25 protein-coding genes and 2 other annotated features are annotated in these 25,305 nt (G+C 40.5%); all 25 genes read right to left on the bottom strand.

Annotated features, from left to right (window positions below; all coding sequences use genetic code 11):
* Positions 1 to 64: 64 nt before the first annotated feature.
* A complete protein-coding gene (gene rpoB, locus ACJ004_RS25630) occupies positions 65 to 3,622 on the bottom strand; it encodes a DNA-directed RNA polymerase subunit beta (RefSeq protein ID WP_410895958.1) in 3,558 nt (1,185 codons plus the stop codon).
* Positions 3,623 to 3,874: 252 nt separating this feature from the next.
* Complete coding sequence (locus ACJ004_RS25625; protein WP_410895957.1) at positions 3,875 to 4,477, bottom strand: class I SAM-dependent methyltransferase; 603 nt, start codon at positions 4,475 to 4,477, stop codon at positions 3,875 to 3,877.
* 112 nt (positions 4,478 to 4,589) lie between these two features.
* Positions 4,590 to 4,952 carry a 50S ribosomal protein L7/L12 gene (gene rplL / locus ACJ004_RS25620; RefSeq protein ID WP_410895956.1) on the bottom strand — a complete coding sequence of 121 codons (363 nt, stop codon included), beginning with the start codon at positions 4,950 to 4,952 and terminating at the stop codon, positions 4,590 to 4,592.
* Between the two features lie 56 nt (positions 4,953 to 5,008).
* On the bottom strand, positions 5,009 to 5,509 hold the full coding sequence (rplJ, locus tag ACJ004_RS25615) for a 50S ribosomal protein L10 (protein WP_410895955.1): 501 nt from the start codon (positions 5,507 to 5,509) through the stop codon (positions 5,009 to 5,011).
* 33 nt (positions 5,510 to 5,542) lie between these two features.
* Positions 5,543 to 5,687, bottom strand: a sequence feature (ribosomal protein L10 leader region).
* 53 nt (positions 5,688 to 5,740) lie between these two features.
* Positions 5,741 to 6,439, bottom strand: coding sequence for a 50S ribosomal protein L1 (gene rplA, locus ACJ004_RS25610; RefSeq protein WP_410895954.1), 699 nt, complete (start codon positions 6,437 to 6,439; stop codon positions 5,741 to 5,743).
* Positions 6,440 to 6,680: 241 nt separating this feature from the next.
* Complete coding sequence (gene rplK, locus ACJ004_RS25605; RefSeq protein WP_026565509.1) at positions 6,681 to 7,106, bottom strand: 50S ribosomal protein L11; 426 nt, start codon at positions 7,104 to 7,106, stop codon at positions 6,681 to 6,683.
* A 178-nt stretch (positions 7,107 to 7,284) separates the two neighbouring features.
* Entirely contained in the window at positions 7,285 to 7,818 is a 534-nt protein-coding gene (gene nusG, locus ACJ004_RS25600; RefSeq protein WP_410895953.1) for a transcription termination/antitermination protein NusG, read from the bottom strand.
* A 136-nt stretch (positions 7,819 to 7,954) separates the two neighbouring features.
* Positions 7,955 to 8,137, bottom strand: coding sequence for a preprotein translocase subunit SecE (gene secE, locus ACJ004_RS25595; protein ID WP_410895952.1), 183 nt, complete (start codon positions 8,135 to 8,137; stop codon positions 7,955 to 7,957).
* 44 nt (positions 8,138 to 8,181) lie between these two features.
* Entirely contained in the window at positions 8,182 to 8,328 is a 147-nt protein-coding gene (gene rpmG, locus ACJ004_RS25590; protein ID WP_410895951.1) for a 50S ribosomal protein L33, read from the bottom strand.
* 111 nt (positions 8,329 to 8,439) lie between these two features.
* Positions 8,440 to 9,090, bottom strand: coding sequence for an RNA polymerase sporulation sigma factor SigH (sigH, locus tag ACJ004_RS25585; RefSeq protein ID WP_410895950.1), 651 nt, complete (start codon positions 9,088 to 9,090; stop codon positions 8,440 to 8,442).
* Positions 9,091 to 9,159: 69 nt separating this feature from the next.
* Positions 9,160 to 9,669 carry an NYN domain-containing protein gene (locus tag ACJ004_RS25580; RefSeq protein WP_410895949.1) on the bottom strand — a complete coding sequence of 170 codons (510 nt, stop codon included), beginning with the start codon at positions 9,667 to 9,669 and terminating at the stop codon, positions 9,160 to 9,162.
* A gap of 3 nt (positions 9,670 to 9,672) precedes the next feature.
* On the bottom strand, positions 9,673 to 10,416 hold the full coding sequence (rlmB, locus tag ACJ004_RS25575; RefSeq protein ID WP_410895948.1) for a 23S rRNA (guanosine(2251)-2'-O)-methyltransferase RlmB: 744 nt from the start codon (positions 10,414 to 10,416) through the stop codon (positions 9,673 to 9,675).
* 1 nt (position 10,417) lies between these two features.
* On the bottom strand, positions 10,418 to 10,837 hold the full coding sequence (locus ACJ004_RS25570; protein ID WP_410895947.1) for a Mini-ribonuclease 3: 420 nt from the start codon (positions 10,835 to 10,837) through the stop codon (positions 10,418 to 10,420).
* 3 nt (positions 10,838 to 10,840) lie between these two features.
* Positions 10,841 to 12,238 carry a cysteine--tRNA ligase gene (gene cysS, locus ACJ004_RS25565; protein WP_410895946.1) on the bottom strand — a complete coding sequence of 466 codons (1,398 nt, stop codon included), beginning with the start codon at positions 12,236 to 12,238 and terminating at the stop codon, positions 10,841 to 10,843.
* The gene (gene cysE, locus ACJ004_RS25560; RefSeq protein WP_410895945.1) at positions 12,219 to 12,887 is read right to left on the bottom strand and encodes a serine O-acetyltransferase; all 669 of its coding nucleotides are present in this window, start codon (positions 12,885 to 12,887) and stop codon (positions 12,219 to 12,221) included. Before cysE ends, cysS begins: the two co-directional genes overlap by 20 nt.
* Before the next feature lie 69 nt (positions 12,888 to 12,956).
* Positions 12,957 to 13,206, bottom strand: a binding site (T-box leader).
* A 46-nt stretch (positions 13,207 to 13,252) separates the two neighbouring features.
* Entirely contained in the window at positions 13,253 to 14,710 is a 1,458-nt protein-coding gene (gene gltX, locus ACJ004_RS25555) for a glutamate--tRNA ligase (RefSeq protein WP_410895944.1), read from the bottom strand.
* 74 nt (positions 14,711 to 14,784) lie between these two features.
* Positions 14,785 to 15,267, bottom strand: a complete 483-nt coding sequence (gene ispF / locus ACJ004_RS25550; protein ID WP_410895943.1) for a 2-C-methyl-D-erythritol 2,4-cyclodiphosphate synthase — start codon at positions 15,265 to 15,267, stop codon at positions 14,785 to 14,787.
* Complete coding sequence (ispD, locus tag ACJ004_RS25545) at positions 15,267 to 15,953, bottom strand: 2-C-methyl-D-erythritol 4-phosphate cytidylyltransferase (protein WP_410895942.1); 687 nt, start codon at positions 15,951 to 15,953, stop codon at positions 15,267 to 15,269. Before ispD ends, ispF begins: the two co-directional genes overlap by 1 nt.
* Before the next feature lie 105 nt (positions 15,954 to 16,058).
* The gene (locus tag ACJ004_RS25540; RefSeq protein WP_410895941.1) at positions 16,059 to 17,147 is read right to left on the bottom strand and encodes a PIN/TRAM domain-containing protein; all 1,089 of its coding nucleotides are present in this window, start codon (positions 17,145 to 17,147) and stop codon (positions 16,059 to 16,061) included.
* 191 nt (positions 17,148 to 17,338) lie between these two features.
* A complete protein-coding gene (disA, locus tag ACJ004_RS25535) occupies positions 17,339 to 18,412 on the bottom strand; it encodes a DNA integrity scanning diadenylate cyclase DisA (protein ID WP_410895940.1) in 1,074 nt (357 codons plus the stop codon).
* Positions 18,413 to 18,415: 3 nt separating this feature from the next.
* On the bottom strand, positions 18,416 to 19,798 hold the full coding sequence (gene radA / locus ACJ004_RS25530) for a DNA repair protein RadA (protein ID WP_410895939.1): 1,383 nt from the start codon (positions 19,796 to 19,798) through the stop codon (positions 18,416 to 18,418).
* Between the two features lie 201 nt (positions 19,799 to 19,999).
* Positions 20,000 to 22,441 (bottom strand): ATP-dependent protease ATP-binding subunit ClpC, encoded by a 2,442-nt coding sequence (gene clpC / locus ACJ004_RS25525; RefSeq protein ID WP_410895938.1) that lies wholly within the window; start codon positions 22,439 to 22,441, stop codon positions 20,000 to 20,002.
* Positions 22,442 to 22,458: 17 nt separating this feature from the next.
* Positions 22,459 to 23,529 carry a protein-arginine kinase McsB gene (gene mcsB, locus ACJ004_RS25520; protein ID WP_410895937.1) on the bottom strand — a complete coding sequence of 357 codons (1,071 nt, stop codon included), beginning with the start codon at positions 23,527 to 23,529 and terminating at the stop codon, positions 22,459 to 22,461.
* A 1-nt stretch (position 23,530) separates the two neighbouring features.
* A complete protein-coding gene (gene mcsA, locus ACJ004_RS25515) occupies positions 23,531 to 24,079 on the bottom strand; it encodes a protein-arginine kinase activator protein McsA (protein WP_410895936.1) in 549 nt (182 codons plus the stop codon).
* 25 nt (positions 24,080 to 24,104) lie between these two features.
* The gene (locus ACJ004_RS25510; protein ID WP_410895935.1) at positions 24,105 to 24,566 is read right to left on the bottom strand and encodes a CtsR family transcriptional regulator; all 462 of its coding nucleotides are present in this window, start codon (positions 24,564 to 24,566) and stop codon (positions 24,105 to 24,107) included.
* Between the last annotated feature and the right edge of the window lie 739 nt (positions 24,567 to 25,305).

Raw genomic sequence — 25,305 nt, 5'->3', positions numbered from 1 at the left:
CTCCAGGTTTTACCCTATTGCGTACAAAAGCGGGAGCGCAGGGTGCGCTCCAACTCAAATATATTTACTCTTTTGAACCGACTTTTTCTGATTCAAATGCTTGTTCAGGAACAATGTTTAACGTGTCGACTTGTTGTAACTCATCATCATCTTCCGTATCGCGCATTTCTATTTCTTCTTCGTCACCTGAAAGAATTTTTACATCCATCCCAAGACTCTGAAGTTCTTTAATTAATACTTTAAATGATTCTGGAACACCTGGCTCCGGAACGTTTTCACCTTTAACGATGGCTTCATACGTTTTTACACGACCAACAACGTCATCTGATTTAACAGTAAGGATTTCTTGAAGTGTGTATGCTGCACCGTATGCTTCAAGTGCCCAAACCTCCATCTCACCAAAACGCTGTCCACCGAATTGAGCTTTACCGCCCAGTGGCTGCTGCGTTACTAATGAGTATGGTCCAGTTGAACGGGCATGGAGTTTATCATCAACCATGTGTGCAAGTTTAATCATATACATGACACCTACAGACACACGGTTATCAAATGGTTCCCCGGAACGGCCGTCATAAAGGACAGTTTTCGCATCACGAGCCATACCAGCTTCTTCAATCGTTCCCCAAACATCTTCCTCACGCGCTCCGTCAAATACTGGAGAAGCAACATGAATGCCTAGGTAGCGGGCTGCCATTCCAAGATGAAGTTCCAGCACCTGTCCAATATTCATCCGTGATGGTACCCCTAGTGGATTTAACATGATATCGACTGGTGTGCCATCTGGTAAATACGGCATATCTTCTTCCGGTAAAATCCGTGAGATAACCCCTTTGTTACCGTGACGTCCCGCCATTTTATCTCCTTCAGAAATCTTACGTTTCTGAACGATGTAGACGCGGACAAGTTGATTAACTCCTGGTGGAAGTTCATCACCATCTTCACGATTAAAGACTTTAACATCGAGGACAATCCCGCCGCCGCCATGTGGCACTCGAAGAGACGTATCACGGACTTCACGTGCTTTTTCACCAAAGATCGCATGTAAAAGACGTTCTTCCGCCGTTAATTCTGTAACTCCTTTAGGTGTTACTTTACCAACTAACAAGTCGCCATCTTTGACTTCAGCACCGGTACGAATGATTCCACGCTCATCCAAGTTACGAAGAGCATCTTCCCCAACGTTTGGAATATCACGGGTAATCTCTTCAGGTCCGAGCTTTGTATCACGGGATTCTGACTCATATTCTTCAATATGAATGGATGTGTATACATCGTCTTTAACAAGACGTTGATTCATAATAATCGCATCTTCATAGTTATAGCCGTCCCATGTCATGAAAGCTACAAGGACGTTACGGCCTAAGGCTAATTCTCCTAATTCCATTGATGGACCATCAGCAAGAATTTCCCCTTTTGTCACGCGGTTACCTACGGCAACAATTGGACGTTGGTTATAACATGTTCCTTGGTTGGAACGGATGAATTTTAACATACGGTATTTATCAAGGTTTCCTTTAACCTCTTGACCATCAACCACATTAATGCGACGTACCCATACCTCACGCGCTTCCACGTGTTCAACAATACCTTCGTGCTTACAGATAACCGCTGCACCTGAGTCTTTACCAGATACATATTCCATACCTGTTCCCACACGCGGTGCTTCTGGCTGCATAAGCGGTACGGCTTGACGCTGCATGTTCGCACCCATTAGGGCACGGTTGGAGTCATCATTTTCAAGGAACGGGATACACGCTGTTGCCGCAGATACAACCTGCTTCGGTGATACATCCATATAGTCAATGCGTTCACGTTTGACAACCGTGTTTTCACCACGGAAACGAGCAACAACTTCATCATCTAAGAAGGAACCATCGTCATCTAAGCGAGAGTTCGCTTGGGCAACTACATAGTTATCTTCTTCGTCAGCAGTTAAGTAATCAATACGGGCAGTTACTTTACCAGTATCCGGGTCAACCCGACGATAAGGTGTTTCGATAAAGCCAAATCGATTGACTTTCGCATATGATGAAAGCGAGTTGATCAAACCAATGTTTGGTCCTTCAGGTGTTTCAATTGGACACATCCGGCCATAGTGGGAATAGTGAACGTCACGAACTTCCATCCCTGCACGTTCACGCGTTAAACCACCAGGTCCTAATGCAGAAAGACGACGCTTGTGTGTTAATTCAGCAAGCGGGTTGGTTTGGTCCATGAACTGTGATAATTGCGAGCTTCCAAAGAACTCTTTAATTGAAGCAATGACTGGACGAATATTAATCAATTGCTGCGGTGTGATCGTTGCAGTGTCTTGGATGGACATTCTTTCACGAACCACACGCTCCATACGGGATAACCCAATACGGAATTGATTCTGAAGCAATTCACCAACAGAACGAAGACGTCTGTTACCTAAGTGGTCGATATCATCCGTATCGCCTACTCCATGCAATAAATTAAAGAAGTAGCTAATCGATGCAATGATGTCAGCCGGTGTAATATTCTTAATTGGCTCAGCCACATAGGCATTACTTAAAACATTAATTACTTTTTCACTTTCATCACCAGGAGCATAAATTTTAATGTCCTGAAGGGTGATTTCTTCATCTACTACGCCACCGTAAGGATTAAAGCCTTTGAAATTAATATTCTTTTCAAGAGCAGGTATAATTCTATCAAGGTTTCTCCTATCGAGAATAGTTCCTTTTTCGGCAATAATTTCCCCTGTTTCAGGATCCGCAAGGGATTCTGCTAATCGTTGGTTGAACAAACGATTTTTAATATGAAGCTTTTTATTAATTTTATAGCGGCCTACATTTGCAAGATCATAGCGCTTTGGATCAAAGAAACGTGACACCAATAAGCTCTTTGCGTTTTCAACGGTAGGCGGTTCACCTGGACGTAGACGCTCATAAATTTCTAAAAGGGCCTTTTCGACACCTTCCGTATTGTCTTTCTCAAGTGTATTACGGATGTATTCGTTATCCCCAATCAATTCAATGATTTCTTGATCAGAGCCGAAACCAAGCGCACGCAAAAGAACCGTAACGGGCAGTTTCCGAGTACGATCTATTCTCACATAAACGACATCTTTAGCGTCTGTTTCATATTCTAGCCAAGCGCCGCGGTTCGGAATGACGGTAGCTGAGAAGCCCCTCTTTCCATTTTTATCGAACTTTCCACTATAGTAAACACTCGGAGAGCGTACTAATTGTGAAACAATAACACGTTCTGCCCCGTTAATGACGAACGTACCTGTTTCAGTCATTAATGGGAAATCACCCATAAATACATCTTGATCTTTTACTTCGCCTGTTTCTTTGTTTACAAGACGTACTTTTACACGCAATGGAGCAGAATATGTAACGTCCCGTTCTTTTGATTCCTCTACTGAATACTTTGGATCGCCAAGACTGTAATCAATAAATTCTAGTGATAGGTTACCAGTAAAGTCCTCGATTGGTGAAATATCCTGGAACATTTCACGCAAACCCTCATCAAGAAACCATTGATAGGAAGAGGTTTGGATTTCAATAAGATTTGGTAATTCTAAAACTTCACTGATTCGTGCGTAACTTCTTCGTTGGCGGTGTCGTCCATACTGAACTAGTTGACCTGTCAACTGATTCACCCCTCAAATCAAGCGTTATTATTAAAATCTATAAACGTTTATGGAGCAGAAATTTACTTCCTTTCCAGTAAACAAAAAGAAAAAGGGTTTTTAACTAAAAACCACATTTTCACATTTTGACTATTATTTTGTCATCATTTCCTTAATATCCCTTTTTTATACAAGATATCCAAGTATTTATAGGAATAATTCGGAAATTATTATGATGGCATTTTATAATGCTATCATAGTGACATTTTCAAGTCAACTTTTTTTAGCCTTTATGACAAAATAACCTTTGGATTTGTCAATAGTTTCGACGTGGTTAAATAAATTATTTAATTTTTCAATAGCGGATGGAGCACCTTGTTTCTTTTGAATGACAACCCAGAGCTCCCCTTCTGAAGCAAGATGCTCGAAACTTTGTTCAAAAATATCATGAACAGTTTTCTTCCCTGCTCTAATCGGCGGATTTGTTAAAATGGCGGCAAATGTGTTTTCTTTCACATTCAACAACCGATCGCTCTCATATATTTTAACATTTTGAATCCGATTAATTTCTGCATTTTCCTTTGCCAATTCAATAGCCCTTCCATTAACATCAACCATATGTATCATACGATCATGATAATATTTCGCAAGCGATAGACCGATTGGACCATAGCCGCAGCCTACGTCCAGGAGTAATCCTTCTGCATTTGGCATTTCAAAAGACTCAATTAATAAACGTGAGCCGAAATCTACTTCTCTTTTTGAAAACACACCATTATCCGTTTTAAAACGAAAAGTGTTATTTTTCAAGGTGTAGTCCCAAAATTTCGGGTCGCTCTCGACCTTTTGTGTTCGAGAATAGTAGTGTTCAGACAACTGACTCACCTCCGAGGAATTTTAATAATTGAAGATAACCGAGGAAAGGAAACTTAAAATTCTATTAAGTCAAAAAAAGCCCGCTTATACAGCGAGCTCGTTTTTTTGATTATTACTTAACTTCAACGTTTGCTCCAACTTCAGCAAGTTTAGCTTTAACTTCTTCAGCTTCTTCTTTAGAAACGCCTTCTTTAACAGCCTTTGGAGTGTTGTCAACAAGATCTTTTGCTTCTTTAAGTCCAAGACCAGTGATTTCACGAACAACTTTGATAACCTTGATTTTTTGATCGCCAGCGCTAGCTAGGATTACATCAAATTCAGTTTGCTCTTCAACAGCAGCAGCACCAGCTCCGCCTACCATTGCTACAGGAGCAGCAGCAGTTACGCCGAATTCTTCTTCGATTGCTTTTACTAGATCGTTAAGTTCTAAAACAGTCATAGATTTAACTGCTTCAATGATTTGTTCTTTAGTCATGATTAATTTCCTCCTTAGTTTTCGTTCAAATTTATTAGTGTGACGATAAGATTAACTTACGCGCCTTGTTCTTCTTTTTGTTCTGCAACTGCTTTTGTAACAAGAGCAAGATTGCGGATTGGAGCTTGTAGTACGCTGAGTAACATAGATAGTAAACCTTCGCGTGATGGTAGGTCTGCAAGAGCTTTAACTTCTTCAGCTGTTGCAACGTTCCCTTCAATTACACCTGCTTTAAGTTCAAGTGCTTCATGCTTTTTCGCAAAGTCGTTCAAGATTTTAGCTGGTGCTACTACATCTTCAGTACTGAACGCGATTGCGTTTGGACCTGTTAATGCAGCGTTTAATCCAGCAAGACCAGTTGCTTCAGCAGCACGGCGTGTCATTGAGTTTTTGTAAACTTTGAATTCCACACCAGCTTCACGAAGCTGTTTACGAAGTTCAGTTACTTCTGCAACTGAAAGACCACGGTAATCAACAACAACTGTTGATACACTGTTCTTTAATTTATCAGCAATTTCGCTAACGATTTGTTGCTTTAATTCGATTGCACTGCTCATCTTTACACCTCCTGTAGAATATCTACATTTATACCAGGCAAATTAAAGCCTCCACATCGATCGTTGACATGGAGGCAGCATAATAGTTGATCACTCAGCTATTTATATCGCATTACCTCGGCAGGGAATTAAGCGCACTTGGCGCACCTGCTGTCTACAGTACAAATGTTATTATTTTAAACAACAAAATAGATTATATAAAATCTAATTTAGATTGTCAATTGGTAAAATTTATTTAACTGCTACTGATGAAGGATCAACTTTAACACCAGGTCCCATTGTTGAAGCAACTGTTACGTTCTTCATGTAAGTACCTTTTGCTGCAGAAGGCTTCACTTTTAGCATAGTTTCAAAAATAGTGTTGAAGTTTTCAACAAGCTTTTCGTTTTCGAAAGAAGCTTTACCGATTGGCACGTGGATGTTACCAGACTTGTCAACGCGGTATTCAACTTTACCTGCTTTAATTTCATTGATCGCACGTGTTACATCAAATGTAACTGTACCTGTTTTAGGATTTGGCATTAAGCCTTTAGGTCCTAATACACGACCAAGTTTACCAACTTCACCCATCATGTCAGGAGTTGCAACGATTACATCAAATTCAAACCAACCTTGTTGGATTTTGTTGATGTACTCAGCATCGCCTACATAATCAGCGCCAGCTGCTTCTGCTTCTTTTACTTTTTCCCCTTTAGCGAAAACTAGAACGCGTTGCGTTTTACCAGTTCCGTTTGGAAGCACTACTGCGCCACGGATTTGTTGGTCAGCTTTCTTAGGGTCAACGCCTAAACGAAATGCCACTTCTACAGTTGCATCAAATTTAGCGAAGTTTGTTTGTTTTGCAAGATCAATCGCTTCAGCAATTGGATATGCCTTTAAGCTATCTACAAGCTTTGAAGCTTCTAAATACTTCTTACCTTTTTTAGCCATTTTTATTTCCTCCTAGAATGTGGTTTTAGCGAATAATTCTCCCACGGCAAAAAGCGGAGGCGCCTTGCACAGGGGCGACAGGCATAAGACGAGCCGGCTTGAAGATTGTTTTTTAATCTTCAGGTCGGATTGGCTTATGACCCCGAGCCCCTAGGCGCCGCAGCTAGCCCACGAAAAAGGTTGCGAGTGTTTTAAAACGTCGCAACCCTTTCATTTTACAAAAAACAATCAGTTACATGGATTAGTCTTCGATGACGATACCCATGCTGCGTGCAGTACCTTCGACCATGCGCATTGCTGCTTCAACGCTAGCTGCGTTAAGGTCAGGCATTTTCTGTTCCGCAATCTCGCGTACTGTGTTACGCTTAACTGTTGCTACTTTATTACGGTTAGGTTCACCAGAACCTGACTGGATTCCAGCTGCTACTTTCAAAAGAACGGCAGCAGGAGGAGTTTTCGTAATAAATGTAAATGAACGGTCTTCAAATACCGTGATTTCAACAGGAATGATCAAACCAGCTTGATCTGCTGTACGAGCGTTAAATTCTTTACAGAATCCCATGATGTTAACACCGGCTTGACCTAGTGCAGGACCAACTGGTGGCGCTGGGTTTGCTTTTCCAGCAGGAATTTGTAATTTAACGACTTTAATTACTTTTTTAGCCACGAGACACACCTCCTTAAAGTCCGTGATGTGGTAATAGGGTTTTAGGAACCCTCCCACTCAGGCATCTGTCTTTATCTATTAATCATAAAGAACTTGACATAAGTCTAGTCTCACAATGGAGACATACTGACCTATGAAATATTACCACTTTTTAAAAATGATTTCAAGTTTTTTTACATTAAAGTTTTTCAATCTGTGTAAAATCAAGCTCTACAGGGGTGTCGCGACCGAACATATTAACAAGAACTTTCAGCTTCGCCTTGTCTTTATCCATCTCTTCCACAGAGCCAGTAAAGTTCGCAAATGGACCTTCTTTGACGCGAACGGTTTCGCCAATTTCATAATTGATATCGACGCGAGTTTCCGTCACACCCATCCGTTTTAGAATAACGACAACCTCTTCCGGTAGTAATGGAGTCGGTTTAGAACCTGATCCTGATGAACCAACAAATCCTGTTACACCAGGAGTATTTCGTACCACATACCAAGAATCATCCGTCATCACAATTTCAACTAATACATAACCAGGGAACACTTTGCGCTTGACAACTTTTTTCTTGCCGTTTTTAATCTCTGTTTCTTCTTCTTCAGGGACAACCACACGGAAAATCTTATCTTGCATTCCCATCGATTCGACCCGTTTTTCTAAATTTGCTTTTACTTTATTTTCATAACCTGAGTAAGTATGTAATACATACCAATTTTTTTCCATTTAAGAGGACTAGTACGTCCGTCCCTCCCTATTAATTAGTCATAGACTACTTTTTAAACAAATAAAAAACCCGTAATACGGGCTTTTAGATAAAAATTCCTTTATTAATCACCATTATACCATGAAAGTTGATTTATTATTCAAGAATTAAGCGAATCAATTTTGAAATCCCTAAATCAAGAACAGCAAAGAACGCTGCGAAAAAAACAACGGTTGATAGGACAGTAAGTGTTGAGCGAGTTAGTTCTCCGCGTTTTGGCCAGCTAACTTTTCTCATCTCACGGATTATATCACTGAAGAACTTCGTTATGCGCTGCATGTTAAGTAACCCCCAAAATTAAGAACTATAAGAATATATGATGACTATTTTGTTTCTCGATGAATGGTATGGGTCGTGCAAGTTTTACAGAATTTTTTTAATTCTAATCTCTCTGTTTGTGACTGGTTGCTGATTGTCGAATAATTACGAGAACCGCATTCAGCACAGGAAAGGATTACCTTTTTACTCATATTCGACACCCTTACCCAAGTTTCTATTATATCCTTAAAAATGTAACATGTGCCCTAATTATTGTCAACAACCTTTGAAAACGGTTTAAATATATGCCATAAAAGTCTGTGTCAAAGTGAAAATTCGCGAAGTTCAAGATAGCGTTCTAGCTTTCTTTTCACTCGCTGCAGAGCATTATCAATTGATTTCACATGGCGGTTAAGCTCCTCCGAAATTTCTTGATAGGATTGACCATCTAAGTAGAGAGCCAAGACCTTTCTTTCTAAGTCGCTTAATAATTCAGTCATTTTAAATTCGATGTGGTCAAATTCTTCTTGATTAATAATTAGTTCCTCTGGATCAAGAACCTTGGTCCCTGACAAAACATCCATCAATGTTCGGTCGGATTCCTCATCATAAATCGGCTTGTCCAAAGAAACATAAGAATTTAACGGGATATGCTTTTGCCGTGTAGCGGTTTTAATGGCTGTAATAATCTGACGGGTAATGCAAAGCTCGGCAAATGCCTTAAAAGAGGTAAGCTTGTCCTCCCGAAAGTCACGAATGGCTTTGTACAATCCAATCATACCCTCTTGAACAATATCCTCCTTATCAGCACCAATTAAAAAATAGGACCTTGCTTTTGCACGTACAAAATTACGATACTTGTGGATTAAATAATCCAATGCCTCAGTATCTCCGTGGTGCACCAAATCAACAATTTCTTCGTCTTCCCTTATAAGGAACTGCTGGTTGACCTTTGTTACGAAGTCCGTACTCAAAGTAGATCGCCTCCACCGAACAAGCATAGTTAGTAATAGTATACCTGACAATGTTTTCAGTGTCCATGCTCACTTTTGGCCTCTGCGCCACTTTTCGAAAATTTCTGCCATTTCATCACTCATGTTTATTTTTGAGACAGGTTTTCTTTCTTGAATCTTCTTCACTTTCTGTTCGATGCCTCTTTCGATGGAAGACATCTCAATAAGCAGCTCCCGAGCGGATTTCCTTAAGGCACCTTGTCCAAAGATTGCCCATTGCTCCGTATAATCGGATGTTGCTACATGAATTTGCGTTCTCCGATTACTTAGGCTGATTGCCATTTTTTCAATCCGCTCATCTGCCGTTTCATTTTCTTTTGTAAAGATAACCTCTACTTGATGGTTTTTATATTTCTTCTCTGTTCCTTGCACATAATAGGCATCAAATACAACAATCACACGATATCCGGAATAGGCTTGATATTCCGCCATTCTTTCTACAAGACGATCTCTTGCTGCTGGTAAATCCCGGTCCTTTAAGTCCCTTAGCTCCGGCCAGGCTCCAATAATGTTATATCCATCGACAAGCAGGATATCCATATGCTACCTCTCAAGCGGGTGTCGTTTTCGATATACCTCATACATGAGTAACGATGCAGCAACAGAGGCATTTAACGAAGTCACTTTCCCAATCATCGGCAAATGAATGAGGAAATCACATTTATCGCGGATTAATCGTCCCATTCCTTTTCCCTCACTGCCAATGACTAATCCCAGCGGCATCGTCCCATCTAACCTGCGGTAGTCATCTTTCCCTTTTGCATCCGTTCCAGCGATCCAAATACCCCGTTCCTTTAATTCATCAATTGTTCTCGCCATATTAGTTACGCGTACAACCGGGATATATTCAATCGCACCTGTTGAGGCTTTAGCTACGGTTGCCGTTAAACCGACTGCTCGTCGCTTCGGTATAATGATACCATGTGCTCCGACGGAATCCGCCGTCCTCATGATTGACCCAAGATTATGAGGGTCTTCAATTTCATCGAGCAATAAAAAGAAAGGTGATTCGTTTTTCTTTTCTGCTGCAGCAAACAAATCATCGATTTCCGCATATTGATAAGCGGCTACATAGGCCAGAACTCCCTGGTGATTTTCACTGGAGATTTGATCGATTTTTTTCTTGGGAACAAATTGAACAATTACATTTGCTTCTTTGGCTAACTGAGTAATTTGCTGCATTTGGCCACGTTGTGAACCTTCAGCAATTAAGATCTTATTAATATCCCTTTCTGATTTCAGCGCTTCAATGACTGGATTTTTGCCAACAATATATTCTTGTTCCATCCTAGCGTTCCTCCTTTCTCTCATCCACATATTTAAATGCTGTATGAATCAATTCTTCTAATCGCTCTATTTTACCTGTTAAATATAAATAGCCCATTAATGCCTCGAACGCTGTACTGTAGTGATAGGTTTGAACATCTGTATTTTTAGGCACAGAACCTGACTTTGCATTTCGACCGCGCATAATCACCGCTAATTCTTCTTCATCCAGCAGCTGATGATCCATCATTTGAAAAAGAATTTTGCACTGTGCCTTCGCCGAAACGTAAGTAGTACCCGTCCGGTGTAAATGGTTGGGTCTTACCTTCCCACTGTATAGGAGGTGGCGCCTTACATACGTTTCATAAATAGCGTCACCCATATAGGCCAGTGCAAGACTATTCAATTGTTTAGCATCGACTGTATTTTCATATTCAAGCATGAATTAGCCTCTTTTCCACCTTGTACCTTGCGGGGTATCTTCTAAAATAATATTCATTTCCTTGAGTTGATCTCTGATTTGGTCAGACAATTGGAAATTGCGATCTTTCCGAGCCTGAATTCGCTTTTCAATCAATGCATCAATTTCTTCGTCTAACATTTCTTCTTTTTCAATGGTCAGCCCTAAAACATGGAATAAGTCTTCAAACTGTTTGGTAAAGGCATCGATTACAGCTACAGCAGTATTTTTTTCTAACAGATAATAATTAGCCAGCTTCGAAAGGTCAAATAAAACAGAAATAGCTTTTGCTGTGTTAAAATCATCATCCATAGCCTCAATAAACTGTTCTTTTGATGCTGAAATTTTATCTAGCCATTCTTGATTATTATCTGTTAAATCCGTACTCGCTTCTTTACGATGTTTTAAGTTTTGATAGGAAGTAGTTAAACGTTCAAATGCTGCCCTCGTACTTTCCAGTAATTCCTCGTTGTAATTAATTGGATTGCGATAATGAACCGATAACATGAAAAATCGTAACACTTGTGGATCATGCATCTTGATTATGTCATGAACTAAAACAAAGTTTCCTAGCGACTTTGACATTTTTTCATTGTCGATATTGATATAGCCATTATGCATCCAGTAACGAGAGAATAATTTCCCTGACAGTGCTTCTGACTGAGCAATTTCATTTTCATGATGTGGGAAAGTTAAATCCTGTCCACCCGCATGAATATCAATCGTTTCACCTAAATACTTTTTGGCCATTGCCGAGCACTCAATATGCCATCCTGGACGGCCAAGTCCCCATGGGCTTTCCCAGAAGATTTCCCCTTCCTTTGCCGCTTTCCAAAGGGCAAAGTCTAAGTCATCTTGTTTCCTATCACCGACTTCAATTCTTGCACCTACCTGCAAATCATCAATTGATTGATGTGATAACTTTCCATAATCATCGAATTTTCTTGTCCGAAAATAAACATCTCCGGCCGATTCATAAGCGAAGCCTTTGTCGATTAACTGGCTAATGAAATCGATAATAATATCCATGTTTTCCATTACCCGCGGATGAACATCCGCCTTTTGGCAGCCTAAGGCTGTAACATCTTCATAATAGGCATTGATAAATCTGTCAGCAATTGTTGGTACTTCTTCTCCTAGTTGATTGGCAGCTCGTATTAATTTGTCATCAACATCGGTAAAATTGGAAACATACTTAACATCATAGCCGCGATATTCTAAATAGCGTCGGACTGTATCAAAAACGATAGCCGGTCGGGCATTACCGATATGAATATAATTATAGACAGTCGGACCGCAAACATACATTTTTACCTTTCCCTCTTCGAGCGGTACGAAGGCTTCTTTTTTACGAGTAAGTGTATTATAAAGTTGAATGGCCATTGATTTTTATCCTTTCTCCTTTTAATTCTTCGAGTTCATACATTAACCGATCCAAGTCGGTTTGCATTTCTCTTAAGCGGTCGGCAACAGGGTCTGGTAAGTCACAATGGTTTAAATCTCTTGTGATTCTTCTTCCATCTTGGATAACCACTCGGCCTGGAATTCCTACTACTGTTGAGTTAGGAGGAACTTCTTTCAAGACAACTGAACCACCGCCAATTTTGGAGTTTTCTCCAACGGTGATTGAACCGAGCACCTTAGCCCCAGTAGCAATTAGGACATTATCCTTGATTGTCGGATGCCTTTTCCCTTTTTCTTTCCCCGTTCCACCAAGTGTTACCCCTTGATATATAGTTACATTATCCCCAATTTCACACGTTTCCCCAATTACAACACCCATGCCATGGTCAATAAAAAATCTTCTGCCTATTTTTGCCCCAGGATGGATTTCAATACCTGTGAAAAATCGGCTTACTTGTGAAACAAACCTGGCTAGAAAAAATAATTTCCGATTAAAGAGTGCATGCGCGAGTCGATGTGACCAAATGGCATGCAAGCCTGAATAGGTTAAGATGACTTCTAAATAACTTCTGGCAGCAGGATCTTGCTCAAAAACAACCTCTACATCCTCCCTCAACTTCTTGAACATTACCATTCTCCCCCTTTTTATAAAGCATAAGCGTCTTTTTTGAGAACTAAAAAACGCCTCTGTCATTACGACAGAGGCGCCTAACGCGCGGTTCCACTCTGATTAGACCGAAAAGCTTACATGGTAACTTCAGCTTACATTTTGGTCTCACTCTACCTGTTAACGGATAGGTTCCGCCCATTTCTACTCGAAGTTGACTTTTTTCGAAACAGGGCTCAGAGGTGCATTTCAAAAAACGAGAGGCTTTAACCACTTTCAGCCGGTGATGGTTTTCTCTTTCAAGCATCCTTTTTTTACTTATCCTCTTCAACACTTTAGTAACTATCTAATTGTTTACTCTACTATATTACATTTCTTCCTCATTGTTAACTAATAATTTTATTAATTCGCGATTGAACTTTATTTTTCCCTAAAAGTTCAATAGCCTGTGGCAGGTCTGGGCCATGGGTTTGCCCTGTTACAGCTGAGCGAATTGGCATAAATAGGTTTTTTCCTTTTTGACCTGTCGACTTTTGGACTGCTTTCATGGCAGCCTTTATTCCATCAGCCTTGAAATTTTCTAACTGGTCAAGTTCATGAGAAAATGCCTTTAATACTTCTGGAACCGTTTCTCCTGTTAGAATTTCCTTCGCATCCTCTTCATAGTCCACTTCATCTTTAAAGAACATTTCGGATAATTCTACGATTTCAGCACCATAGCTCATTTTTTCCAGTAAAAGTTCTACTAGTCCTTGAACCCATTGATGCTGCTCATCAGTCAGGCTTTCACTTAAGCGGCCGGCTTTTATTAAGTGTGGCAAAGTTAGCCCCACCGCACGGTTAATATCAATCTTTTTCGTATATTGGTTGTTCATCCACAGCAGTTTCTGCTTATCAAATAAAGCTGGCGATTTAGATAAACGATGTGCATCAAATATTTCAATAAACTCGTTCTTAGAGTATATCTCTTCTTCTCCTGCTGGTGACCAGCCGAGGAGAGTAATAAAGTTAAATAATGCTTCTGGCAAATAGCCTAATTCTTCATATTGCTCAATGAACTGGATGATGGATTCATCCCGCTTACTTAACTTTTTACGGCTTTCATTGACAATCAACGTCATATGGCCAAAAATCGGCGGTTCCCAGCCTAACGCTTCATAGACCATTAGTTGTTTTGGTGTGTTAGAAATATGATCATCGCCACGAAGCACATGAGAGATTTTCATTAAATAATCATCAATCGTTACCGCAAAGTTATAGGTTGGCGTGCCATCCTTTTTAATGATGACCCAATCGCCCATCCCTTCGGACTCAAACGAAACGCTTCCCTTTACCATATCATCAAACGTGTAGGTTTTTCCTTCCGGTACGATGATACGAATGCTTGGCTCACGGCCTTCACTTTCTAAATGCCGGCGTTGTTCATCTGTTAAATGGCGGCATTTCCCCGAATAATGCGGCGTTTCGCCCCTTTCAGTCTGAGCCTCCCGCTCCGCTTCAATTTCAGCCTCAGTACAATAACACTTATAGGCATGGCCCTCCGCTAATAATTGATTATAGTAGGTTTTATAAATATCATTTCGTTCAGACTGACGATATGGACCGTATTCACCGCCGACGTCGACACTTTCATCCCAATCCATACCAAGCCATTTTAAATATTTTAACTGGCTTTCCTCTCCGCCTGCAATATTCCGCTTTTTATCAGTATCTTCAATACGAATAATAAATTTCCCGCCTTGATTACGTGCAAATAAGTAATTAAATAATGCCGTACGGGCGTTTCCAATATGTAAATGTCCCGTTGGACTTGGAGCATATCTTACACGAACTTCGTTTGACATATCAATGCCTCCATAGTTAATAATTAATGGTTTCAACTGAATATTCTATCACTGTCTAGGATTTCAGGTAAAGACTATTCATGAACCTTTCTCAACAAAACAACTGCTTGGGAGGCAATACCCTCTCCTCTGCCAGTGAATCCCAGCTTCTCCGTGGTGGTTGCCTTTACATTGATTTGTTCAGGTGTCGCCTCTAATAATTCAGCAATTCTCACGCGCATTTGCTCAATATAAGGTGCCATTTTCGGCTTTTGAGCAATAATCGTACAATCAGCATTAACCAGCTCATACCCCTTATCTTTCACCAATTGCCACACATGTTCCATTAACTTCGCGGAATCAGCATCTTTAAAATTAGGATCTGTATCCGGAAAGTGTTTACCAATATCCCCTTCCCCAATTGCTCCAAGGCAGGCATCAGAAACCGTATGTAATAAAACATCTGCATCTGAATGACCCAGCAAACCTAATTCATAAGGAATGGTGATACCTCCTATAATCAATGGACGCCCTTCGGTTAGTTGATGGACATCAAATCCTTGACCAATACGAAACATTATGAAAAACTCCTTTTATTCAATATCGCTTCAGCAAAATATAAATCTTCTGGTGTGGTTAATTTGATATTATCGTAGTCGCCTTCGACCACCATAACTGGATAGCCGAGCCTCTCCACTAAACTAGCATCATCTGTTCCTAGGAAGTGATCCTTTTCTGCCCTATCATAGGCTTCCGTCAGAAGCGAAATGCGAAAAGCCTGTGGGGTTTGAACAGCCCACAAGCTTGAACGTTCGACAGTTTCAACTACCACACCATCTTGTACCCTCTTGATAGTGTCCTTTACCGGTACCCCTAAAATGGCCGCCCCTGTTTCCTCAGCCATTTTTGTTAAACGGTAAATATGTTCTTTACTGATAAACGGTCGTGCCGCATCATGTACAAGAATAATCCCGTCTGTTTCCACTGTATTCAGCGCATTATAAATGCTATCCTGACGTTCCTTTCCACCGGGCACTAAGTGGATTGCTTTGGCAAGATTATACTTTGTGAATAAGGCCTTAAATTCCCATTCATCTTGTGGGTGGATCGCTACAATAATTTTACTGCAGGCTTCATCCTGTTCAAACACCCTTATTGTATGGATTAGTACAGGTACACCGTTAACCTCTAATAAAAGCTTATTTTTTCCTGCTCCCATTCTTTTTCCCTGACCAGCTGCCGGGAGAATGACTTGGTAAGTCATATAAAAACCCCACTCTATTCAATCTAGCTCCACAAGATTATGCTTAGGAGCGAAGCCGCGCCGGAACAAGCTGTGCTTGTTCCGAAGGTGCTTCCGCTTTTTCATCTATAATGCTTTTTCTAATAGTTTTGGTTTGGCAAATATCATTCTTCCTGCCGATGTTTGGAGAACACTTGTGACGAGAACCTCAATTCGTTTCCCGATATATTCTCTTCCTTCCTCGACAACGATCATAGTTCCGTCATCTAAGTAAGCAACGCCCTGATGATATTCTTTCCCGTCCTTAATCACTTGCACTGTTAATTCCTCCCCTGGAAGAACGACAGGTTTGACGGCGTTCGCTAAATCATTGATGTTTAGCACAGAAACATTCTGCAATTCACAAACTTTATTCAAATTAAAATCATTGGTGACCAAGATACCATTTGTGATTTTTGCTAATTTGACAAGTTTTGAATCCACTTCACTAATTTCCTCAAAATCACCTTCATAGATTTCAACCTTAATAGCAAGTTCCTTTTGAATTCGATTTAAAATATCCAAACCTCTCCGACCACGATTCCGTTTTAAAACATCAGATGAATCAGCAATATGCTGTAACTCCTCGAGGACAAACTGTGGAATGACAATCGTACCTTCTAAAAATCCAGTCTGACAAATATCAGCAATGCGTCCATCAATAATCACACTGGTATCTAATATTTTCAACGGATGATTCGCTTCTTTTTCACTCTCGTCGTCACTGGTTTTTTTCTTATTACTGCGGTTCCCAAAAAGACCTAGCAGTTCATCCCTTTTCTTAAAACCTACCTGGAATCCAAGATAGCCAAATAAAATGGTCAGCAAGATTGGCACTACGGCGTTTAAAATCGGGACTTGAATCGCATTAAGGGCAAAACCGATTAAAAAGGCCACCAACAACCCAAATATAAGACCCACACTACCAAAAAGGACATCAGTAACAGGTACTTTTACTAAAGAATCTTCAGCCCATTTAATAAAATTAAAGACATGATCTACTGCCCAAAAGGTAATAAGATAAAAAATGATAGCACCTAAAACAGCAGTGATATACGAGTTGTTAATTAAGGGAATGTCATTAATATGAAGTAAATTGAACAATTCCGGTAATAACAATATACCAAGCGTACCACCCATAATGAGGAAGCAAGCCTGCACAATACGTTTTAACATTCCTTCACCTCCTCTACTCATTATAAACATATTCATAAAAATGAAACCTTAATTTACTGATTATTTTTTCCCATAAATGTTCTTTTTAAATGATTGTTGCTGTGAATTATCATGGGTAGATGATTTCTCCCCATAGGGTAGCATTGGAATATTTCTGTGTCAAACAATTGGATTTTTTTTACTATTTTAAATTAGAGATGACGGTCAGTGTATAACCGCTCTTTAATTAATTTAAAGCCTTCCTTAATCTTTTTGGCACGAACTTCCCCAATCCCTTCGACATCATCGAGCTCTTCGACAGATGCTGAGATGATTTTGGCGAGTTCACCAAAACTGCTAATTAAATTTTCAATAATGATAGATGGAAGTCTGGGAATTTTATTAAGAATGCGGTAACCGCGCGGATTTTTATTCTCATCAAGATGAACATAACCAAGATACCCCATTAGTTTTAATAACACCATATCCTCTATCGTTCCATTCGTAGTCATTGCCTGCATCCGGTTGAGCACGTCTCTGGCCTTGACGTCTCTATCAAAGGCATAATCTTTGATAATGAGCATCGTCTCCACTTCCAAATCGGTTAAGATTTCATTCAGTTGTAAACGAATGAGACGGCCTTCAGTCCCTAATTCATGTAAATAGGTTAGCAGCTCGTTTTTGATCTTTAGGACCATTTCAAACCGATGGAGAACTAGTAAAAAGTCGTTATAGGTTACGGACTCTTCGAACTCCAGAATACTCAGATTGGTAATACTTTGTTCTAGGACAGTCTTATACTTTTCAAGCGTCTGAATGGCTTGATTGGCCTTTGTTAAAATAACCGCAATATCTTTTAAGGCATAACGGAAATTCCCTTGATACAGGGTAATAACATTTCTCCTTTGGGAGATCGCGATGACTAGTGCTTTTGTTTGTTTTGCTGTTCTTTCAGCGGTGCGGTGCCGCATTCCTGTTTCTGTAGAGGGGATATCTGAGTCAGGGGCTAGCTGGGCATTAGCAAACAAAATTTTATTCCCTAATTCATTAAGGATAATAGCGCCGTCCATTTTGGCCAATTCATATAAAAAGCTTGGCGAAAACGGACAATTAATTTCAAACCCACCATCAACGATACTTTTTACTTTTTCGTTAAAACCTATGACAATAAGGCCTCCTGTGTTGGCACGAAGTACATTGTCGATGCCCTCACGAATGGGTGTACCAGGTGCAAGGAACTGTAATACTTCACTTACTGTATGCTCTCCTAACTTTTTACTTTCCATCTGCTACCCTCCCAACGCTGCTTTTAATGCTTCACTTACATTCGAAACACCAATAAGTTCGACTCCCGTCGGTCCTTTCCAGCCGCCAAGATTATTAGCAGGTAGAATGACGCGCTCAAAACCAAGTTTGGCAGCTTCTTGGACACGCTGCTCAATCCTTGACACCCTTCTTACTTCACCGGTTAACCCGACTTCCCCAATGATACAATCAGTCGGTCTTGTCGGCTTATCTCTGAAACTTGAAGCAATACTGACAGCAACGGCTAAATCAATCGCTGGCTCATCCAATTTCACGCCACCAGCCACTTTTAGATAGGCATCCTGGTTCTGAAGGAGCATCCCGACCCGCTTTTCTAAAACTGCCATCAAAAGTGGCACACGGTTATGATCAATACCTGTGGCCATTCTTCGTGGGTTTCCAAAACTGGTTGGGGAAATTAAGGCTTGAATTTCCACAAGGACCGGTCTTGTCCCTTCCATCGATGCCACTACCGTGGAGCCTGCTGCACCCCGCGAACGCTCCTCTAAGAATATTTCAGAAGGATTGGCTACCTCTTCAAGGCCCAATTCTTTCATCTCAAAAATTCCCATTTCATTGGTCGAACCAAATCGATTTTTAACGGCTCTCAGGATTCGATAGGTATGGTGTCTTTCTCCTTCAAAATAAAGGACGGTATCCACCATATGTTCTAACAGCCTTGGACCCGCAATGGACCCTTCTTTTGTTACGTGTCCAACAATAAAGATCGCAATCCCTTTGGTCTTCCCAATTCTCATTAATTCCGAGGTACACTCACGAACCTGTGAGACACTCCCTGGCGCGCTTGTTACATCTGGGTGAAAGACCGTTTGGATCGAATCGATGATGACAAAGCTTGGACTCGTACCATCGATGGTCCGGTTAATTTCCTCAAGATTTGTTTCAGAGTATACGAGGAGATTTTCAGAAGAGATACCTAATCGCTCTGCACGAAGTTTGGTTTGCCGCAACGATTCTTCACCCGATATGTATAAAACCTGATTTCCTTTATTCGCGAGTTGCGATGAAACTTGTAAGAGAAGCGTTGACTTCCCAATTCCTGGGTCTCCACCAATTAACACTAATGAGCCCTTAACCACACCGCCGCCAAGGACACGGTTTAATTCGTTTAAATCAGTAAGAATCCGTGGTTCATTTTCCATTTCAATGGAATTAATTGGCATTGGTTTCGCTAGAAGCCCTGTTCCACTTTGAGAATGAGCAAAGGCCCCTCTTCTCGTGGCACCAGTTACTTCAACTTCCTCAACCATCTTATTCCATTCACCGCAGCCAGGACATTTTCCCATCCACTTTGGTGATTCATATCCGCATTCCTGACACATAAACTTAGTCTTTCGTTTTGCCATAATCTTCGATCCTCTCTTGCCACATAAGAAAGGCACAAGCACCATATAGCGGAATACGCCGGGTGCTAGAGCCAAAATTTGCTAACTATTTAAAGGTTACCACACCTATTTTACTTTTTCATTTCAAAAAATCGATAGAAAAAGAGGTACACGAATATACTTTATTTACGTGTACCTCTCCATAGGTATTTCTACCAAGTTCTATTTTACTAAACTTGTTTTCTCAGCCATTCGAACAATAAATTCTCCATTATCAACATCAATGATTGCATGCTGTCCTGTTAATAAGGTTCCCTTTAATAGTTCTTCAGAAAGTCTGTCTTCAATATGCTTTTGAATCGCACGGCGTAATGGTCGTGCTCCATACTCAGGGTCATAGCCTTCCTGAGAAATTTTCTCCTTTGCTGCAGCGGTTAGTTCTAAAGATATATTTTGTTCTTTTAAGCGTTTCACTAACTGCTCTGATAACAAAGTAACAATTTCTTCAAGATGCTTTCTCTCTAACGCATGGAAAACAATAATTTCATCGATACGGTTCAAAAATTCAGGACGGAAGGCTTTCTTTAATTCGCCCATCACTTTCCCCTTCATATCTTTATAATCCTGCTCACCATCCTGAATATTAAAGCCCACATACTTGTTGCGTTTTAGTGCTTCAGCACCAACATTGGACGTCATAATCAGAACTGTATTACGGAAGTCAACCGTTCTACCTTTGGAATCAGTTAACCGTCCATCTTCAAGGACTTGCAGAAGGATATTAAATACATCCGGATGTGCCTTTTCAATTTCATCTAGTAATACAACTGAATATGGCTTTCTGCGAACCTTTTCTGTTAATTGGCCGCCTTCCTCATAGCCGACATATCCTGGTGGTGAACCAACCAGACGCGAGGTCGAGTGTTTCTCCATGTACTCAGACATATCAATCCGAATCATCGCATCCTCATCACCAAACATAGCCTCTGCAAGGGCTCGTGCTAATTCAGTTTTTCCTACACCTGTAGGTCCAAGGAAGACGAAGGAACCAATTGGTCGTTTTGGATCCTTTAACCCTGCTCGGGCACGACGGACAGCCTTAGAAACGGCTTTAACCGCCTCTTCCTGGCCTATCACACGAGAATGAAGAACTTCCTCTAAATTAAGGAGCTTTGTCATCTCAGTTTGGGCAAGCTTGGAAACAGGAACTCCGGTCCAGCTGGAAACAACACTTGCGATATCTTCCACGGTTACTTCATTATTTTCTTTCCCTTGTTTTTCCTTCCAATTCTTCTTCGTTTCCTCCAGTTGTTCACGTAAACGCTGTTCAGTATCCCTTAAGGAAGCAGCTTTTTCAAATTCTTGACTCTGAACAGCAGAATCTTTTTCCTTGCGAACTTCTTCCAGTTTCACTTCTAATTCTTTCAAATTAGGCGGAGTGGTAAAGGAGCGGAGACGTACCTTAGAACCTGCTTCATCGATTAAATCAATTGCCTTATCTGGCAGGAAACGGTCAGAGATATAGCGGTCTGATAGTTTGACAGCTGCTTGAATCGCTTCATCAGTAATCGATACACGGTGATGTGCCTCGTAACGGTCGCGTAGTCCTTCTAAGATCTGAATCGATTCTTCCATGGTTGGCTCATCGACACGAATTGGCTGGAAGCGACGTTCTAGCGCTGCATCTTTTTCGATATATTTACGATATTCATCGAGTGTCGTCGCTCCAATACATTGGAGTTCTCCGCGCGCAAGTGACGGCTTTAAGATATTAGAAGCATCAATCGCTCCCTCAGCGCCGCCTGCGCCAATTAAGGTATGCAACTCATCAATGAAAAGAATAATATTGCCTGCTTGGCGAATTTCATCCATTACTTTTTTCAAACGGTCTTCAAATTCGCCTCGATATTTCGTACCGGCGACGACTGTTCCCATATCGAGAGTCATCACTCGTTTATCACGAAGAATTTCCGGCACTTCGTTATTAACAATTTGTTGGGCCAGACCCTCTGCAATTGCTGTTTTACCTACACCAGGCTCACCGATTAATACAGGGTTATTTTTTGTCCGACGGCTTAATACTTCAATGACACGTTGAATTTCCTTCCCGCGTCCAATCACAGGGTCAAGGCTTCCTTCACGGGCAATAGAGGTTAGATCCCGGGCAAGACTATCAAGCGTTGGGGTGTTCGCACTAGCAGATGCCCCGCCTTGATGCCCACCAGACTCATTGCTTCCTAATAGTTGAAGCACTTGCTGCCTCGCCTTATTTAAACTTACCCCAAGATTGTTAAGTACTCGTGCGGCAACCCCTTCCCCTTCACGGATTAAGCCAAGGAGAATATGCTCGGTCCCAACATAGGAATGTCCTAATTTACGGGCCTCATCCATCGATAGTTCAATGACTTTTTTAGCCCTTGGAGTATAGTGGATGGTTTGAGAAGCTTCCTGTCCTTTGCCAATTAAGTTTTCTACTTCTTTTTGGATTTTTTCAGAACCTAAGCCAAGGCCATAAAGTGCCTTTGCTGCAATTCCTTCTCCTTCACGAGTTAATCCTAATAAAATGTGCTCTGTTCCAATATTGTTATGTCCAAGACGAATCGCTTCCTCTTGTGCTAATGCTAGAACTTTCTGCGCTCTTTCAGTAAAACGGCCGAACATCATATTCTCTTCCTCCTCACCTATTTTTCTTGCTCCATTTTTATTCGTTCCCTAATTAATGCTGCCCGTCGGATATCTCTTTCATGTGGTCTTAATGAACCCCCAGCATATTGCTGTAAGAAACCTGGCTGGGTCAAGATCATTAATTCATTCAATATCGTCTTAGGCATATTTTCAATATAACCCATATCTATTCCAAGCCGAACATCAGATAAACACCTTGCTGCTTCTTTCGTTTCAATAATTCGGCTATTAGATAACACACCTAGTGATCGGAACACCCTGTCTTCTAATTGTATGTTTGAAGTTTTCCGTAATGCTTCACGTGCTGACCTTTCTTGTGAAATTAACTGGCTAACAACCCCCTTAAGATCACGGCAAATATCTTCTTCCGATTTTCCAAGGGTTATTTGATTAGAAATTTGAAAGATATTTCCTAATGCTTCGCTGCCTTCACCGTAAATTCCTCTAACAACTAGACCTAATTGATTAATTGCAGGAATAATTCGATTAATTTGCTGCGTTAAAATCAACCCTGGCAAGTGCATCATGACAGAAGCACGGAGACCTGTTCCAACATTAGTAGGGCAGCTGGTTAAATAACCGTGTTTTTCATCAAATGCGTATTGAATATTACTCTCAAGCCAATCATCAATTTCATTTGCAGCGTCTAAGGCTTCAGATAATTGCAAACCAGGAAACAAACATTGAATACGGATATGATCCTCTTCATTAATCATAATACTAACTTCTTCATTTTCGGTTAATAGAACAGCCCCATAGGGTGAGTCCTCTGCAAGATTTGGGCTGATTAAATGTTTTTCCACTAATACCCTTTTTTGCAGGGGCTGAAGTTCATCAATTTTCAGTAACTCCAGTTGGCCAAACTTTTGAATAGAGGACTGATTAATGATTTCCTCCGTTTTTTCAATGATCATTTTTGCTTCTTCATGTGAAAAAAGCGTTGGAAATTTATAAGCATCAAAGTTACGAGCCAAACGAATTCGGGAACTGAGGACAATATCTGAATCAGGTCCTTCCGAACTCATCCAGGAGCTGACAGCTTGATTTAAAAACCGTTCAAGCGACACGTTATTCCCCTCCCTCGTGGCTAGTTGCTAATTTTCTCTCTAAATGACGTATCTCATCACGAATCTCAGCTGCCTTTTCAAATTCTTCATTGGCAATTGACTCTTTTAGAGTACTCTTTAATTCATCAATTTGTTTTCGAAGATGGATGCCTCCACCAATTCTCTTTGGTATTTTCCCATTATGTGTCCAGTTTCCGCTGTGAAGTCTCTTTAACACGGGGTTCAGTTGTTCTTTAAAAGCTTCATAGCAATGAGAACAACCGAAGCGGCCGACTTTTAAAAACTGCGGAAATGTCATCGAGCAAGTGTCGCATTGAAGGATTTCCTCCTGATGAAATGGACTTTGACTAGGCTTTTGAAAGGTAGGGTCTATATTTAATAATCCTGCTAATAAATTATTAAAAGCGAATCCAGATTCCCCATTAAAAATAAACATTTCTCCTTTTTCCTGAGCACACTTTTCACAAAGATGAACTTCCGTTTTTTCACCATTAATGATTTTTGTAAAATGGAGGGCTGCAGGTCTTTGGTTGCATTCCTGGCAAATCATACTTTCACCTCTCAAGCGAAAAAATTTATTTATATTTTAAAGATGTTAACATAGCCTTTAGCATTCTTGCTCTTAATTCATCTCGGTATGGAAGATCAATATAAAGAACGGAACGATCAATAACACTTAACATAATTTTCGCTTCCCGCTGTGAGACAATTTCTTCTTGAACAAGTCTGAAAATGACATCTTCAGCACTTGTTTGACTAATTCTGCTTTGAATAAGTGCAAGCGATTGATCAATTAAATGGGCAAGGTCATGGGATTGGACCTTCATGATCCGTATATATCCACCACCGCCGCGTTTACTTTCAACAATATATCCTCTTTCAATGGTGAAACGGGTATTAATTACATAATTTATTTGTGATGGAACGCATTGGAATTTATCAGCGACTTCACTTCGTTTAATTTCAACAAGGTCTTTTTCACTTAATTCCAATACTTGTTTGAGATATTTTTCAATAATATCAGAGATGTTTCTCATCTTCCCACCCCCATTCTCTGACTTTGACTATATTTGACTAAATTATACTGAATTTTTTATGTAGATGCAACGATTCACTACTAATGATTTTCTCCAAATCTCGCCATTGTGAAACCTAGGAAAAGTTAAAAATGTATTGCTGTGTTGGGGAGTAGTTGATTAAGAACAAAAAAAGACAACGTATTTGGGTTGACTGTGATTTGCCGGCCACCTATATTGTGTAATGAATAGAGGGTCCTAAAGAATTTTTCTTGGTAGCGGTGAATTTTACGGCTGGTTGGCATCGGTGGAGGCCTCTTTACTCTTGTTTGTACATTTAAAACCATCTTTTGTTTCTGTTTAAGGTCTTTGTACCTTGTACGAGCATTATAGATCCTCTTTTGTTACCGCTAAAGGCTTCTTTTCTCATCTTCGGGCATTAAAGAGCCTCTTTTGTTACCGTTCAGGAACTTTTTCCTCTTCTTCGGGCATTAAAGGGCCTCTTTTGTTACCGTTCAGGGACTTTCTCCTCATCTTCGGGCATTAAAGAGCCTCTTTTGTTACCGTTCAGGGACTTTTTCCTCCTCTTCAGGCATTAAAGAGCCTCTTTTGTTACCGTTCAGGAACTTTCTCCTCTTCTTCGGGCACAAATGGCCCCCTCAATAAGATTTTATATGAGCACCTTTATATAATAATCAAAGATCGATCATTATCTATCTAAATACAAAAAGGACAACCTTTTCAGGTTGTCCTTAAATGT

The sequence above is a fragment of the Neobacillus sp. 204 genome (assembly GCF_046562815.1).
Lineage (GTDB): Bacteria > Bacillota > Bacilli > Bacillales > Cytobacillaceae > Neobacillus.
This window is presented reverse-complemented; position numbering and strand designations above follow the sequence as displayed.